Origin of the sequence: Azoarcus sp. DN11 (assembly GCF_003628555.1) — a bacterium.
Lineage (GTDB): Bacteria > Pseudomonadota > Gammaproteobacteria > Burkholderiales > Rhodocyclaceae > Aromatoleum.
In genome coordinates this window covers 3,702,382-3,718,205 of record NZ_CP021731.1, presented here as the reverse complement: position 1 = coordinate 3,718,205, position 15,824 = coordinate 3,702,382, and the positions used below count along the sequence as shown (strand labels likewise).

12 protein-coding genes are annotated in these 15,824 nt (G+C 63.5%); all 12 read left to right on the top strand.

What is annotated here, in order from left to right; genetic code table 11:
- The first annotated feature begins 64 nt into the window (after positions 1-64).
- The 12 genes from CDA09_RS17170 to CDA09_RS17115 all read left to right on the top strand — a co-directional run bounded on the left by CDA09_RS17170 (position 65) and on the right by CDA09_RS17115 (position 15,790).
- Complete coding sequence (locus CDA09_RS17170) at positions 65-1,396, top strand: spinster family MFS transporter (protein WP_121430906.1); 1,332 nt, start codon at positions 65-67, stop codon at positions 1,394-1,396.
- A gap of 31 nt (positions 1,397-1,427) precedes the next feature.
- On the top strand, positions 1,428-2,186 hold the full coding sequence (locus CDA09_RS17165; protein WP_121429766.1) for an SDR family NAD(P)-dependent oxidoreductase: 759 nt from the start codon (positions 1,428-1,430) through the stop codon (positions 2,184-2,186).
- Between the two features lie 12 nt (positions 2,187-2,198).
- Complete coding sequence (locus CDA09_RS17160; RefSeq protein WP_121429765.1) at positions 2,199-4,157, top strand: oxidoreductase; 1,959 nt, start codon at positions 2,199-2,201, stop codon at positions 4,155-4,157.
- Positions 4,158-4,238: 81 nt separating this feature from the next.
- Entirely contained in the window at positions 4,239-5,135 is an 897-nt protein-coding gene (locus CDA09_RS17155; RefSeq protein WP_121429764.1) for an SDR family NAD(P)-dependent oxidoreductase, read from the top strand.
- Positions 5,132-5,890 (top strand): SDR family NAD(P)-dependent oxidoreductase, encoded by a 759-nt coding sequence (locus tag CDA09_RS17150; RefSeq protein WP_121429763.1) that lies wholly within the window; start codon positions 5,132-5,134, stop codon positions 5,888-5,890. Before CDA09_RS17155 ends, CDA09_RS17150 begins: the two co-directional genes overlap by 4 nt.
- Positions 5,891-5,913: 23 nt before the next feature.
- Positions 5,914-6,624 carry a carboxymuconolactone decarboxylase family protein gene (locus tag CDA09_RS17145; protein ID WP_121429762.1) on the top strand — a complete coding sequence of 237 codons (711 nt, stop codon included), beginning with the start codon at positions 5,914-5,916 and terminating at the stop codon, positions 6,622-6,624.
- Positions 6,625-7,192: 568 nt separating this feature from the next.
- Complete coding sequence (locus CDA09_RS17140; RefSeq protein ID WP_121429761.1) at positions 7,193-8,884, top strand: DUF1302 domain-containing protein; 1,692 nt, start codon at positions 7,193-7,195, stop codon at positions 8,882-8,884.
- 20 nt (positions 8,885-8,904) lie between these two features.
- Entirely contained in the window at positions 8,905-10,278 is a 1,374-nt protein-coding gene (locus CDA09_RS17135) for a DUF1329 domain-containing protein (protein WP_121429760.1), read from the top strand.
- An 89-nt stretch (positions 10,279-10,367) separates the two neighbouring features.
- Complete coding sequence (locus CDA09_RS17130; protein ID WP_121429759.1) at positions 10,368-11,438, top strand: WD40/YVTN/BNR-like repeat-containing protein; 1,071 nt, start codon at positions 10,368-10,370, stop codon at positions 11,436-11,438.
- A gap of 4 nt (positions 11,439-11,442) precedes the next feature.
- Positions 11,443-13,968 (top strand): efflux RND transporter permease subunit, encoded by a 2,526-nt coding sequence (locus CDA09_RS17125; RefSeq protein WP_286164201.1) that lies wholly within the window; start codon positions 11,443-11,445, stop codon positions 13,966-13,968.
- 34 nt (positions 13,969-14,002) lie between these two features.
- Positions 14,003-14,446, top strand: coding sequence for a universal stress protein (locus CDA09_RS17120; RefSeq protein WP_121430904.1), 444 nt, complete (start codon positions 14,003-14,005; stop codon positions 14,444-14,446).
- Between the two features lie 9 nt (positions 14,447-14,455).
- Positions 14,456-15,790 (top strand): FAD-dependent oxidoreductase, encoded by a 1,335-nt coding sequence (locus CDA09_RS17115; protein WP_121429758.1) that lies wholly within the window; start codon positions 14,456-14,458, stop codon positions 15,788-15,790.
- Positions 15,791-15,824: the final 34 nt, after the last annotated feature.

Below are 15,824 nucleotides of genomic sequence, written 5' to 3'. Positions count from 1 at the left end.
GTGACCCGGGGCAGCGCCCAAGGCAGCCCCGGTCCGCGATATCGTTGTTTTGTGGGGCAAGCTGATGATCAGTGCCGGGCAGCGTCGCTACGTTCTCTTTCTGCTGTTCATGGTGTCGGTGTTCAACTACATCGACCGGACAATCCTTTCGATCCTGCAGGTGCCGATCAAGGCGGATCTCGGGCTGTCCGATTCGCAACTCGGGGCGCTGACGGGGCTGTCGTTCGCGCTGTTCTATTCGACGCTGTCGCTGCCGATCGCGCGCCTCGCCGATCGCTGGACGCGCAAGTACCTGATCGCGGGATCACTCGCGATCTGGAGCGGCATGACCTCGCTGACCGGGCTCGCGACCAGCTTCACGAGCCTGCTGTTCTACCGGGTCGGGGTCGCTGCGGGTGAAGCCGGCAGCATCCCGGCGACGCATTCGATGATTGCGGATCTCTACCCGGCCAGCGCGCGCGCCACGGCGTTGTCGGTCTGGGGCTTGTCGCTGCCCGTCGGGATGATGTTCGGCTTCTCCATTGCCGGTGCGCTCGCCGATGCGGTCGGATGGCGCATGGCGTTTGCGGTCGTCGGCGTGGCGGGCCTGGTGCTGGTGCCGATCCTGACGTTTACGATGCGTGAGCCGAAGCGCGGGCAATTCGATCTGGCCCCGGCAACGGCGTTGCCGGCTCCGAGCGCCAGGGAGGCATTGAGCCGACTCTGGGGACTGAAGACCTACCGCTATCTGGTCGTCGCCGGCGCCTTCCATGCGTTCGCGTGGTATTCGGTCAATAGCTGGAGCGCACCGTTCTACGTGCGCGTTCACGAAATGTCCCTCGCGCAGACCTCGCTCTACCTGGCGCTCGTGAACGGTTTCGGCAGCGCCGCGGGCATGTACCTGGGCGGGCGCCTCTCCGATCATTTCGGCAAGAACGATCCCCGGGCGCGGGCCCGCGTCGTCGCGATCGCCTTGTTCGTGATGGTCCCGTTCGCGCTGTGCCAATACTTCGTCGCCTCCGCCGAAGTCTCGATGGCCTTGGGCGCCGTATCGCAGACCCTGATGCTCGTCTATTACGGACCGATCATCGCGATCGCCCACATGCTCGTTCCGGCCAACATGCGGGCGTTTACCTCCGCGGTGTTGATGCTGGTGCTCAATCTGTTCGGCCTGGGCCTCGGGCCCTTCGTCACGGGGCTGCTCAGCGACACGCTGGTGGCGCACATGGGCATGGCCGAGCATTCGTTGCGCTACGCGATCAGTTTCTCCGTCCTCTTTTCGCTGATGGGCGGCTGGATGTTCTGGCGTGCGTCGAATTCATTGCCGCACGAAATGCTGCACAAATCGGAAAAATCATCGCCGGAACCGGTTGTGCCGGCGGGGCTGCGTGAAGTTCGCGAAGCGCGCGTCGGTTAACGGTCGTACAAGAGATCGAGGAGAGGAAACGATGGGGAAGCTGGAAGGCAAGGTTGCGCTGATTACCGGCGCCGCCCGCGGATTCGGGGCCGAAGCGGCACGCGTGTTCGCGCAGGAAGGCGCTGCGGTGGTGCTTTGCGACCTCCTGGACGAGGCCGGTGGGGGCGTCGTGCAGGAGATTCATGCGGCAGGTGGACGGGCTCGGTATTTTCACCTCGACGTATCGCAGGAAGAGGACTGGCGCCGTGTCGTCGATGAAAGCATCGCTGTCTTCGGCAAGCTCGACATCCTGGTGAATAACGCCGGCATCGTGCCCAGCGTGACTTCGATCGAGGAGCGGACCGTCGAAGAGTGGGACCGCGTGATGGCAGTCAACGCGAGAAGCGTCTTCCTGGGCACCAAATACGCCATTCCGCAGATGCGCCGGGCCGGCGGCGGTTCGATCGTCAATATCTCGTCGCTCGCGGCGCTCGGGCAATCCCAGATCATGGAAGCGGCCTACGCCGCGAGCAAGGCCGCGGTCCGGACCTTCACCAAGGTGACGGCAGGCCAGCACGCGAAGGATGGCATCCGCTGTAACTCGATTCATCCGGGCCCGATCGATACGGACATGTTGCGCGGAGCCTGCGCCGACCCCGAAGCCGTGGCGCGGCGGCTGTCGCGCATTCCGCTCGGGCGTCTCGGGCAGATCCGCGAGGTCGTTGCGGGCGTGCTCTACCTGGCGTCCGACGACGCTTCCTACACGACGGGCGCGGAGCTCGTCATCGATGGCGGGGCTTTGGTGCAGTAAGGAGGAAGAAAGATGGAAGCAAATCCAGCGTCCCGCGCCTTTCCGAGACTCTTCGAGCCCTTGAAGCTCGGTCGGATCACGCTGCCCAACCGCATCGTAATGCTCCCGCACGGGACCAGCATGGTGCGGGATGGCGCGATCACCGACGAAGACCTCGCGTACTACGAAGCGCGTGCGAAATCCGGACCGGCGATGATGGTCACCGGAGCGGCCATTGTTCACCCGACGTCGGCGATCCGCTCGCGCAAACTGGTCGAACCCTATAACGAGGCCGTCCTCGAGGGCCTGAAGCGGCGCGTGGACGTGATCCACTCGCACGGCGTGAAAGTGGTCGGCCAGATCGTGCACCTCGGGCGCGAAACGATCGGTGGGGAGTTCGACAACGCCCCGGTGGCGCCGTCCGCCATCCGCTCGCCCCGCGATCCGTACCCGCCGCACGTACTCGACGAAGACGAAATCGCTGCCATCATCGACGCCTTCGGCGTATCGGCCGCCAACCTCAGGCGCACCGGCCACGACGGCGTCGAGATCCACGGTGCACACGGCTACCTCGTCGGGCAGTTCCTGTCCCCGGCTACCAACCACCGCGACGATCGCTACGGCGGCACGGCCGAAAAGCGCCTGCGCTTCCTGCGCGAAGTCATCGAATCGATTCGCGAGCATTGCGGCGAAGACTTTCTGCTGGGACTGCGTCTGAGTGCCGACGAGGAAGTCGCCGACGGCCTGGAAATCCCCGATACCGTCCAGATCAGCAAGCTCATCGCCCAGGATGGCCTGACCGATTACCTGAGCATTACCCTCGGGACGCGCGGGCTGTATGTGAAGGATGTGACGGCGCCCGAGGCGACCGCGGCCCGCGCCGCCGGAATCATCCGCAAGGCGTGCGAACTGCCGGTGATCGTCGGTCAGCGCATTACCGGTCCCGCTGTTGCCGAACGGATTCTGGCCGAAGGGCAGGCGGACCTCGTCGGCATGGCGCGTGCCTTCATCGCCGACCCCGACTGGGTGGCCAAGGCCGCTTGCGGGCAGGTCGAACGCATCCGGCCCTGCATCGGCGTGAATCAGGAATGCCGCTCGTTCTCGCCGCATCTGCATTGCGCCGTCAACCCGATGGCGGGGCGGGAAGTGGTGCCCGAATTCATGGATCGCGGCCGGGTAGTGGCGCCGCGTCGGATCGCGGTGATCGGGGGCGGACCCGCCGGCCTGGAAACGGCCCGCGTCGCGGCCGAACGCGGCCATTCCGTGACGGTGTTCGAGGCGTCGGACGGTCTCGGCGGACAGTTTCTCTACGCCGCGTCCTTGCCGCATCGCGCCGACCTGCGCCGCCTGATCGACTATCAACAGGGCGAACTGCGGCGCCTCGAAGTGAAAGTCGAGCTCAATACGAAAATCGCCAGCGCGGACGATCTCGGCGGGGCATTCGACGTCGCGGTGGTTGCGGTCGGTGCGGCGGCCAATCCGGTCAGTGACGAATTGGCTGGCGATCACGTCAAGACCTGGTTCGAGATCCTCGAGAACGGTGCGCCGGCGCCCAGCGGGAGCGGGCTGGCCGTGATGGTCGATGACGGCAGCGCGTTCTGGTGGACCTACGGCGTGGCCGAAAGCCTGATGGACGCGGGCTGGCAAGTAACCATCGCGACGCCGTCGGCCGCGATTGCGGGGACGATCCCGACCGAAAGCGTCGGGCCGCTGCTGGCGCGCCTCGGCCGAGGCGGGACCGAGTATCGCGTGCTCACGGTATTGGAAGGCGTCAATCCCGAGGGCGCGTCCTTGATGAATGTGACCAGTGGCAACGTGGAGACCGTGCCTTGCGATCTGGTCGTCATCCAGACGGGACGCACGGCGCGATCCGGTCTGGCCGCGGAGCTCAGGAAATCGGGGCTCGAGACGCACGCCATCGGCGACTGCGTCGCGCCTCGCCGGATGTCCAACGCGGTGTTCGAGGGCCAACGCCTGGCCCGCCAACTCTGACGGCGCCGCCGAGCCTCGGCGCCGACGACGAAAACAACTCGCTGCGGCCGGACGGTCGCGGCAAACCCTTTGGAGGAAGACATGATCGATTTCGACGGCAAGACGGCAGTGATAACGGGTGCCGGAAGCGGTATGGGCGAGGCGATGGCATGGCGCTTTGCACGCGAGGGCATGAAGATCGTCGTGGCCGATATCGACGCCGCGGCGGCGAAAAGGGTCAGCGACGCGCTTCAGGCGGCAGGGCACCGCGCGCTGCCCGTGCGCTGCGACGTCGCCAGCCCGGAAGAGGTGGAAGCCCTGGCCGTGACCTCGTTCGAGACCTTCGGCAGCGTCGACCTGCTTTGCAACAATGCGGGGATCGTCCCGTCCGGCCGTTTCCGACCCGTCTGGGAATATCCCTTGGAAGACTGGAAGTGGTCGTTCGACGTGAACATGATGGGTGTTGCCCATGGTCTGCGCAGCTTCGTCCCGCGGATGCTGGCGCAGGGCACCGAAGGCCACATCGTGACCACCGCCTCGGTGGCCGGTCTCGTCAGCGGGTCGGGCTCCGCCGTCTACAGCGCGGCCAAGTTCGCAGCGGTGCGAATCACCGAGGCGCTCTATGCGTCCCTCCAAGAACTCGGCGCGCCGATCGGCGTGACCGTGCTGTGCCCGGGGCTGGTGAACACGAAGATCTATCAGTCGGAGCGCAATCGTCCGCAAGAATTGCGGCCGGACGGCGGGGCGGCCGAGGAGACCGAGGAGCTCAAGGCGATCGCGGCCAACCTGTATGCGGGGGCCATCTCGCCCGCCGACGTGGCGGAGCAGGTCATCGGCGCCGTCCGTGCCAATCAGCTCTACCTGCTGACAACGGACAAGTTCGACGAAGCCATCGAAACCCGGATGCGGGCCATCCTGGACCGGGCCAACCCGACCTTCGCCGGTCTGCTCGAACTGACCAAGCGCGATTTGCGCGACGAAGGCGAGAAGGCGGCATGAGTCGCCTGGCGCAGAAAGTTGCCCTCGTCACCGGTGCGGCGTCGGGGATAGGGCTTGCAACGGCGCTGCGCTTTGCCGAGGAGGGTGCCACGGTGATCCTCGCCGACCGCAACGAGGCCTTGCTCGAAAAGGCGCTGGCCGAGGTGCGGCAAATCAGCGAGGGCCATCGCGCGATTCACCTCGATGTGACCGTCGAGGATCGCTGGATCGCCGCCATCCGGGAGATCGATTCGGCCTTCGGCCGGTTGGACGTCCTCGTCAATAACGCCGGCTTCGGCCGCTTCCGGTCGATTGCGGATACCTCGCTGGAAGAGTGGCGATCCACGCTCGCCGTCAATCTCGACAGCGTGTTCCTGGGCACGAAATACGCGCTGCCGCTGCTGGCCAGGGGCGGGCGCGGCTCAATCGTGAATATGTCGTCGATTCGCGGATTGGTGGCCGGCCCGAACGCTTCGGCATATTGTGCGGCGAAGGCCGGAGTTCGCCTCTTCACGAAGGTGACCGCCCTCGAATGCGCCGAGGTACGCAACGGCGTGCGCGCCAATTCGGTGCACCCGGGCCACGTCGAAACGCCATTGACGGCTCCGGCCTATGCCAACGCCGACATTGCCGAAGAATTTCTTCGGCATACACCGCTCGGCCGTTTCGGGCAGCCGAAGGAGATTGCGGATGCCGTCCTGTTTCTGGCGAGCGATGAATCGAGCTACATCACCGGATCGGAAATCACGATCGACGGCGGCATTACCGCCCAATGAAATCTTAGTGACGGGAGGTCGTTGTGGAGCAACAAACCATCAGCAGCACGAGCTTGTTGTTGCAGTCGAAGCTCTTGCGAAAGATTGCACCCTATACGTTGGCCGGATATTCGAGATGGCGTCAGCTTGTCGATAGCGATGGCGCGATCCCGGCCAGGATCAAGGCCTTGTATGTGGCCGTTGCGGCGACGACCAAGGGTTACGTCTCGATGGCACAACGCGAGCTCAAGCGTGCGCACCAATTGGGGCTGACGTTCGAGGAAGCCTCGGCGGCGGCGGTCGTGCTGAGCAGCGTACGCGGCGAAGGCGCCGCGCTGTCGTTCATCTCGACGCTGGAGGCGGAATATCCGGGCCGGTCCGAAGGCGAGGTTCCGATGCCGGAAATCGAGGTGGGACCGCAGGAAGCGGAGCAGAATTTCCTGCGGTATTTCGGCACGATGCCGCCGTCGCTCAGCAAGCTGATCGAGCTGCTGCCACTCGGCGGCGATGCGTATTACCTGATGCGGGAGGGCACGATCAACGGTACGGCGCTCGGCCCGAAATACTCGGAACTTATGCTGGTTGCCGTGCTGGCGGCCGATTACAGTCCGCTTGCGTCGGTGCATATCAACGGCGCCCGGACGGCCGGCGCGACCGAGACCGAGATCGCGGAAGCGATCGTGTGCACCGTGCTGACGAGCGGTTTGTCGGCATGGGTGTCCGGCGCCAACGCGATGGATGTCCGCCCGGGATGACCCTGTCCGTGTGATCTCCCCCGGATGTGCCGGCCGCCGCTTGGGCGGCCGGCTGTAGCCCACCGCTTCCTTTCGACGCGCTGATGCGCTCGGAGGGGCCGGTGAGGCCTTGTCCGTAGATCCCCGCGACTCATCGGCGGCGTGATCGCGGCTTTCCTTCCTGTTCTGGCAATACCCCCCCTACGACCTCGCCGCCGGTGTCGGTTCCGTCGCTGCAAGCGGCCTCCGCTCCCTCTCGCGGCAGGGTTCGCTTCGACCTGATAGCGCAGCTTGAGTCGTGCCGTTTTCGGCTTCAAATTCTGCGGAAAAATATTGACAACCGACCGGGCGGTCGATAGCCTTTGCATCACGTGCAGAACATGAAAACGGCGACCACTGTTACATGCGTCGGCTCCTGATATCGACGTCTTTAGTTTCATATCGACGACATTCGACGGAGTTGGCGGCAGCAACGTAAAACCCATGAACCGGTCCGGGGAAGTCTGAGGAGCGAGTCAGAATGAGCAGGCTTCCCCGTAAAAAACCATTAGAGCCGGATTCCAGAGATGCACAAAAAAGGAGGAAGGAGATGAAGGAAGCTCAGTTTGAGGCGCGCTTACTCTGCTTGCGGCCGATGGTGATCGGGCTGGCCGCGGCAGGTTTTTGGAGTGGTGGTGCCGCCGCGTTTCAGTTCGAAACCAATAATCCGGACTTGGAAGTCCGTTGGGACAACCAGGTTCGATATAACGTCGGCTGGCGCATGAACGAGCGCGACAAGACCTTGGGCGATACTTGGACGGCACAAGCGGGTGAATACAAATTCAACAACGGCGATATCGTCACCAATCGCGTCGACCTGCTGTCCGAATTCGATTTCGTTTTTAAGCGGAACTACGGTTTCCGGGTGTCCGGTAGCGCCTGGTATGACGCTGCCTACGATCGCCACGTCGATGGCAATCCGGCGTACCAGGCTGCCGGTCTCGGGACCGCTTATCCGAACAACCGGTTCACCAACGACGTAACGCGCTATTACACGCATTCGGGTGAATTGCTCGATGCGTTCGTATTCGGTCGGGTCGACCTCGGCGAATCTCCCCTGGATGTGCGCTTCGGTCGGCACAATATCTATTGGGGCGAGTCGCTGTTCACGCCGATTCACGGCGTCTCGTACTCGCAGGGTTCGGTGAACTTCAGTAAATCGCTGGCGACGCCGGGTTCGGAAGCCAAGGAGCTGTTCCTGCCGCGGAACCAAATTTCGGCTCTGCTGCGGCTCAACGATACTTTTTCCTTCGCCGGGCAGTATGCTTTTGAATGGAAGCCGTTCCGCCTGCCCGAAGGTGGAACCTATCTTGGCAGCACCGACTTCCTGTTTTCCGGTGGAACCCGGATCAGTCCTTTCGCCACCACACGCTTTGTCGGCGATCTCCACTCCGGCCCCAATTCCAGGCCCAAGGGCAGCGGCGATTGGGGGGTGAACGGAAAAGCGAACACCGATTTCGGCACCTTCGGTATTTACTATCGGGAATTCGACGACAAGGTTCCCCAGTTCCTCCGCACCACCACTGGCCCGACGAGGTTCTATAGCGCCTATGCGAAGGACGTGAAACTGTGGGGCGTGAGCCTGTCGAAGGAAATTGCGGGCGGTATCGCGATCGGTTCCGAGATCGTCCATCGCGAGAATTCGGTGCTGAATACCGTATTCGGGGCGACGGACCTCGCACGGGGTGATACCTGGCACGCGCTGATCAACGCAATTGGCATTATCGGCAAGACCCCGCTGTTCGATATGGCGAACGTGTCGGGCGAGCTGACCTACAGCAAGCTCGACAAGTTGAGGGGCAATCCGGCGAACTTCAAGAGCGTCGACCACGCTTGCACGAATAACGTCGGCGCAGCAGGGGGTACATGGCGCGACGGCTGTTCCACCGACGACGCGTGGGGGCTGCAGCTCTCGTTCTCGCCGACCTGGTTCCAGGTGCTGCCGGGGGTCGATCTATCTATGCCGATGTCGTACAGCCGCGGCCTGAAGGGAAATTCCCCGGTGCCGTTCGGCGGCAACCAGGACACGGGCAGCTGGAGCGCGGGATTTAGCGCCGACATCAAGGCGAAATACAAGCTCGATATCACCTATATCGACTATTACGGGCTCACCAAATCGAAACCCACGCCCGCGGCGTTTGCCGTTCCGGGCATCGGGCCGACGGTCCTCGGATCGTCCAACGGCAACGGCCCGATTCACGACCGCGGCTGGCTTTCGGTGACATTCAAGACCACATTCTAAGAGCACGAGAGGAGACAACGATGGCACAAGGAATCAAGACGCTCGCCGCCCTGGTGGCGGCAGCTATTGCCGGCACCGCACTGGCCGCCGCCACGCCCGAAGAGGTGAAATCCCTGGGGGGAGGGCGCACCCCGTGGGGAGCCGAAGTCGCGGGCAACAAGGAGGGCACGATCCCAGCGTGGACCGGCGTCCTCAATCCGCCGGCGAATTTCGATCCCAAGACGCCGGCGCATCGCCCCGATCCGTTCGCGAACGAAAAGCCGGTGCTTTCGATCGACGCGAAGAACATGGACAAATACTCGGATAAGCTGACCGAGGGCACCAAGGCCATGTTGAAGAAGTACCCGACGTACCGCTTGGATATTTATCCGGGACACCGCACGGCGAATTATCCGAAGTATTACCTGGACAACACGCTGAAGAACGCGTCGGAGTGCAAGACCGCCAGTGACGGCCTGAAGCTTGAGGGCTGCTGGCCCGGCCTGCCCTTCCCGTTCCCGAAGACGGGTAACGAGGTGGTGTGGAACCGCCTGTTGAAGTACGATGCGCCCGCCATGGCGACGGCGGCCATGTCGTCGAGGGTCATCGATACGCAAGGCAACATCACGTTGACCGGTGCTTCGACCGCGTATATCCAGTATCCGATCTTCGATCCGAAGCGGACGACGCCGCTCTCGGACAACGAAGTCTATGAAGCGCTGCGTCTCGACTACTCCGCACCGAGCCGCAAGGCGGGTGAAAAGGTGCTGGTGCGCGATTCCGTCGATATGGTCAATACCGGTCGTCGTGCGTGGTCCTATCTGCCGGGACAAAGACGGGTCAAGTTGTCGCCCGATCTCTCTTATGACACGCCCAGCCCGACCGGCGGCGGGACCGGCGTTCTGGACGACACCGCGGTCTTCTTCGGCGCCATGGACCGGTACGACTTCAAGCTGGTCGGCAAGAAAGAGATGTACATCCCCTACAACTCATACAAGATCCGGGATCCCAAGGTTTGCCCGGAGAGCGTCCGGCACATGAAGAATCACCTCAATCCGGACTGCATGCGTTGGGAGTTGCACCGCGTGTGGGTCGTGGAAGCCACGCTCAAGCCCGGCAAGCGCCACGTCTATCCGAAGCGCGTGTTCCACTTCGACGAGGACATGCCGGGCGTCGGTATCGCCGACAACTATGATTCGACCGGCCAGATCTACCGGGTGGTGCTGAACCTGCCGATCTCGATGTATGAGACCCCAGGACACCATCTGACCGACGAGTACGTGACCCACGATCTCGCGACCGGGATGTACGCCCATCAAACCGATCCGACGGACGGCGGCGGCTGGGTGGTGACGCCGATGAAGCCGAACTCGTTCTTCATGCCAGAGGCACTGGCGGCTGAGGGTGTGCGCTGATGATCCTTGACGACCCGGGCCGGCCCGCTTGAATGCGGGCAGGTCGGTCCGGATTCGGAACGATGCATTCGTAAGAGGAGGAGACCGCCTTGCGTTACCTGAACCTATTTGCAGCTATGGCTGTCGGGGCAATGCTTGCGGCATCGCAGCCAGCAGCGGCCTGGACCTTCGTGGGACCGCTCGACCGGCCGGCCGTGGCGAGCACGCTCGCGCCACAAAGCCCGATGCTGGCCGTCGCGGCGGCCGGGAACCGTCTTGTCGCGGTGGGCCAGCGGGGGCACATCGTGTACTCCGACGATCGCGGGAGCACCTGGAAGCAGGCCGAAGTCCCCGTCGCCACCGATCTCGTCGCAGTGACGTTTCCCACCGAGAAGCTCGGTTGGGCGGTCGGCCACGGTGGCGTCATACTGCATTCGAGCGACGGCGGCGCGCACTGGATCAAGCAACTCGACGGGAAGCAGAGCGCGGAGATTGCGGTCCGCTACCTCGAAGCACAGGTCGAGACGAATCCGGAGCTCGCGACCTACGTCGCACGCGAAAAGCGCCTCCAGCAGGACGGCGGGACGCAGCCGCTGATGGCAGTGTTCTTCGAGAACGAGACGAGCGGGTACGTCGTCGGTACCTTCAACCGCATCTTCCGCACCCTGGACGGCGGCAAGACCTGGACGCCCTTGATGGACCGTACAGACAACCCGGACGAGCTGCACTTCTACGCCGTCGTCGGCGACCGCCAGGCGGTCTATGTGGCGGGCGAGGGAGGCCTGGTCCTGCGTTTCGACGCTGGGAAGAGCCGCTTCGTCGCGCGCCCACTGCCATACCAGGGAAGCGTCTTCGGCCTGCTGAAGCTCGAATCGGACACCCTGCTCGCGTTTGGCCTGCGGGGCAGCCTCTTTCGCAGCGCGAATGACGGCGGGTCGTGGGAGAAGGTCGCGCTCGGCACGTCGGCGGGGATCACCAGCGGCGTTGTGCTGCCCGGCGGCGAGGTCCTGCTTGCGACCCAGGGGGGTGAAGTCCTGCGCAGTGTCGATCAGGGCAAGAGCTTCACGGAGGTGAAACCGGCACTCCCGATGGCCTACTACGGAATCGTCGGGCAGCCCCAGGGGGGCGTCGTGCTGGCGGGTTCGGAAGGCGTGCGGGTAGATCCTCACTTGGAGCAGTAGCGGCATGAGCAAACCAATGACCCATCGCGAATCCATGAAGACGATTTCCGACCCGCGAGATTTCGACGACGCGTCGGGTAATCTTCTTGAGCGGCTGATCTTCAACAACCGGCCAATCCTGATCGTGATCTGCGCCCTCCTTACGGTGTTTTTCGCGTTCCAAATGCGCGACCTGCACGTCAATGCCAGCTTCGACAAGATGCTGCCGCAGGGGCATCCGTACATTCAGAATTACATTGAGAACCGTCCCGACCTGCGCGGCATGGGGGATTCGGTGCGGGTCGTCGTCGAGAACCCCAACGGCGACATCTTCGATCCGCAATACCTAACCACGCTGGCGAAAATCAACGACGAAATCTTCACGCTGCCGGGCCTCGACCGTGCCTGGATGAAATCGCTCTTCGCGCCGGTCGTCCGCTGGGTCGAAGTCACTGAAGAAGGGTTCCGTGGTGGGCCCGTCCTGCCCAACGATTACAACGGTAGCGCGAAATCGATCGAGGACCTGAAGATCAATATCGGGCGGGCGAAACTCGTCGGCAGTCTCGTCGCCAACGACTATCACTCCAGCATGATCGTGATGCCCCTGCTGGCGAAGGACGGGAAAGGCAATTCACTCGACTATCATCAACTGTCGAACCAGCTCGAAGACATCCGCCTACGCTATGCGACCGGCAACGCTGCAAACCCGCCGAAGGTGCGGATGTACATCATCGGCTTTGCGAAGCTGGCCGGGGATCTGATCGACGGCCTCGAGAAGGTGATGACCTTCTTCCTGGTTGCTGCAGGGATCGCCGCGCTGATCATCTTCCTGTACACGCGCTGCTTCCGCAGCACGGCAATGGTGCTCGCATGTTCGCTGATCGCGGTCATCTGGCAACTCGGGATCGTCGTCACGCTCGGCTACGGACTCGACCCGTTCTCCATTCTCGTGCCCTTCCTCGTTTTTGCGATCGGCGTGTCCCACGGCGCGCAGAAGATGAACGGCATCATGCAGGACGTAGGCCGCGGTGCGCACAAGTGGGTCGCCGCCCGCTACACCTTCCGCCGCCTGTTCCTCGCCGGGTTGACGGCTCTGCTGGCCGATGCGGTGGGCTTCGCGGTGCTGATGGTCATCGACATCCCAGTCATCCGCGAGCTGGCGCTGGCAGCGAGCTTGGGTGTCGCAGTGCTGATCACGACCAACCTGATCCTGTTGCCGGTCTTCCTGTCCTACGTGGGAGTCAGCCGCGCCGCAGCGAAACGCAGTCTGGCGGAAGAGCGCGAAGAGAGCGGTGGCCGCGGTTTCGGCAAGGTCTGGAGCCTCCTCGACCGCTTTACCGAGCGGAAGTGGGCATCGGGCGCGATTGCGGTCGCCGTGGTGCTCGGCGTGCTTGGCTGGTTCGGCGCGCAAAACCTGAAGATCGGCGATCTCGATGCTGGGGCCCCCGAGCTGAGACCGGAGTCGCGCTACAACCGCGACAACGCGTTCGTCACGTCGAACTACGGCATATCCAGCGACGTCTTCGCCGTGATGGTCAAGACGCCCGACGATGGCTGCCGGTCGTACGAGACGCTGACCGAGATCGATCAGCTCGCGTGGACCTTGCGGCAGCAGCCCGGCGTGCAGCGCACGGCCTCGCTTGCCGACACGGTGCGTTCCTATACGTCCGGTGCGTTCGAGGGCAATCCGAAGTGGCTCACGGTGCCCGACGCTCAGTCGGTGATTGACGCGCAGATCAACAACGCGATCGCGTGGAACGCCGACATGCTCAATTCGCGGTGCTCGATGACGCCGCTGCTGGCATTCCTGTCCGACCACAAGGCCGAAACGCTGAACCGCGTCGTCAAGGTCGCGGAGGAGTTCGCGGCTGAGCACAACACGTCGCAACGGCAATTCCTGCTTGCGGCCGGGAGCGCCGGCATCGATGCTTCGACCAACATCGTCGTGCGCGACGCCAACCGCACCATGCTGCTCTACGTGTATGCGTCGGTGGTCTTGCTGTGCGCCATCACCTTCCGCAGCTGGCGTGCGGTCGTCGTCGCGGTGTTGCCCCTCGTGCTGACGTCGGTCCTCGCCGAGGCACTGATGGTCCAGCTCGGTATCGGCGTCAAGGTCGCGACGCTGCCGGTCATCGCGCTCGGGGTGGGTATCGGCGTCGACTACGCGCTGTACCTGCTGTCGGTACAACTCACCCAGCAGCGTCTCGGCTTCACGCTCGCGCAGTCCTACCAGAGGGCAGTCGCCTTTACCGGCAAGGTCGTCGCTCTGGTGGGCGTGACGCTCGCGGCCGGCGTGATCACCTGGGCTTGGTCCCCGATCAAGTTCCAGGCGGATATGGGAATCCTGCTGACCTTCATGTTCGTGTGGAACATGCTTGGTGCGCTGATTCTGATTCCGGCCCTGTCGCACTTCCTGCTGCAAGGGGAGTCGCGTCCTGCCAAGGTCTCATCCGAAACGCCTAGTGACGCCCAGGCGCCGATCACGCCGACCGATAGCCCCAAGGAGGCCGCAGTGACGGGCACCCGGAAGGCGCTGCAGTCGGTGACCTAGATTCCCTTCCGAAGTCTCATTATGAGGTTTGATCGTGTTTCGTCATTTGCTTGTTCCGACTGACGGCTCCACGCTGTCTGCCATGGCAGTCAAGAAGGCTGTAGCCTTTGCGCAGGAGACGAAGGCCCGCATCACGTTCTTCTTCGCCACGCCCAACATGGAGTCGTCGCTCTACGGTGAGGTATCGTTGATGCGTACCCTCGAACCGGATCTGGTTGATCAATTGGTCAATGAGCGGGCTCGCGACATTCTTGAGGGGGCAGAAAGCGTCGCCAAGGATGCGAGCGTGCCGAGCGCGTCCGCATGTGGCGTCGCCGACGAGCCCTATGAGGGGATTCTTGCTGCGGCCGCGCAGCATGGCTGCGACATCATCCTGATGGCCTCCCACGGTCGCAAAGGCGTCAAGGGACTGCTTCTCGGGTCCCAGACGCAGAAGGTGCTGACGCACTCGACGATCCCGGTTCTGGTATATCGCTAGGAGCAACCAATGAGCTACGAAGTCCTTGAGTGTGATTTGCTGGTCGTTGGCGCCGGGATGGCGGGATTGTCGGCGGCAGGCTGGGCCGCCGAGCGGGGCGCCCGGGTCATCGTCGTCGAAAAGGCTCCGGAGATCGGTGGCTCCGCTTTCCTGTCGGGCGGGGTGCTGTGGACGGCTGCGTCGGCAAAGAAGATGGAGCTGTACGGCGCGGGCGAACCCGCATTGGGCAGGCTCATCTGCGAGCGCTACCCCGAAGCCATCGCCTGGCTGCGCCGCCGCGGCATCGACATCTCCAAGGCCATGAAGGTGCTGCACGGCAATGGCTACCAGATCGACATCGTCGAACACCTGAAGGGCTGCGTCGATCTCGTCGAAAAGGCGGGCGGGCACGTGGTCTTCGAAACGACGGTGTCGACGCTGCTGAAGGACAGCGAGGGGCGCGTCACCGGTGCGAGGACGGTGCACCAGGACGGCAAGATCGACGTCCATGCCCAATGGACCCTGCTCGCGACGGGCGGCTTCCAGGGCAATCCCGAGCTGCGTTCGCAGTACATCCACGACAACGCCCGCAACATGCTTTTGCGGTCGAACCCTTACAGCGACGGCGCCGGACTGATGCTGGGCCGGGAGGCCGGCGGCGAAGTGCGCGGGACCAACCGAGGCTTCTACGGGCACCTCGTCAGCAAGCCGAACGCGTGGGGCGAGGAGCGCTATTACACGATGCTCTCGCAGTATCACAGCGACCATGCCTTGTTGTTCAACGAACGCGGCAAACGCTTCTGCGACGAATCCTTTGGCGACCACACCAATACCTACCATACGGTGATGCAGCCGAACGCGCGCGCGATCTGCCTGTGGGACGCCCGCGTGCACGCCGAGCACGCGACCAAACCGATCGTTGCCACGGCGCCGCCGTTGGACAAGTTCGTCGTGGCGATGGAGAACGGGGGCGAGGGGATCATCGCGAACACTCATGCCGAGCTGGCTGCGTTCGCCACCGCCCAGGGCTTCGACGGGGAGACGATGGTACGCGAGCTGTCCCACTACAACGACGAGGCGAACAATGGCTGGGAAGTCATGAATCCCCCGCGAACGGAAACCTGCCTGCCGATGGATCGGGCCCCGTTCTACGCACTGGTCGTCTATCCGGCGATCACCTTCACCTTCGGCGGCCTGACGATCGATACCGGCGCCCAAGTCCTCGACAACCAGAGTCGGGCCGTTCCGGGACTGCTGGCGGCAGGGAGCGATGCGGGCGGAGCATATGGCGTCGGGTACGCCGGCGGTCTGGCGATGGCAATGACCTTCGGCATCACGGCGGCCAGGACGGCAGGTTGGGAGTGAAGACGGAGCCGGGCGAGGTGGGCGCCGTATTCCC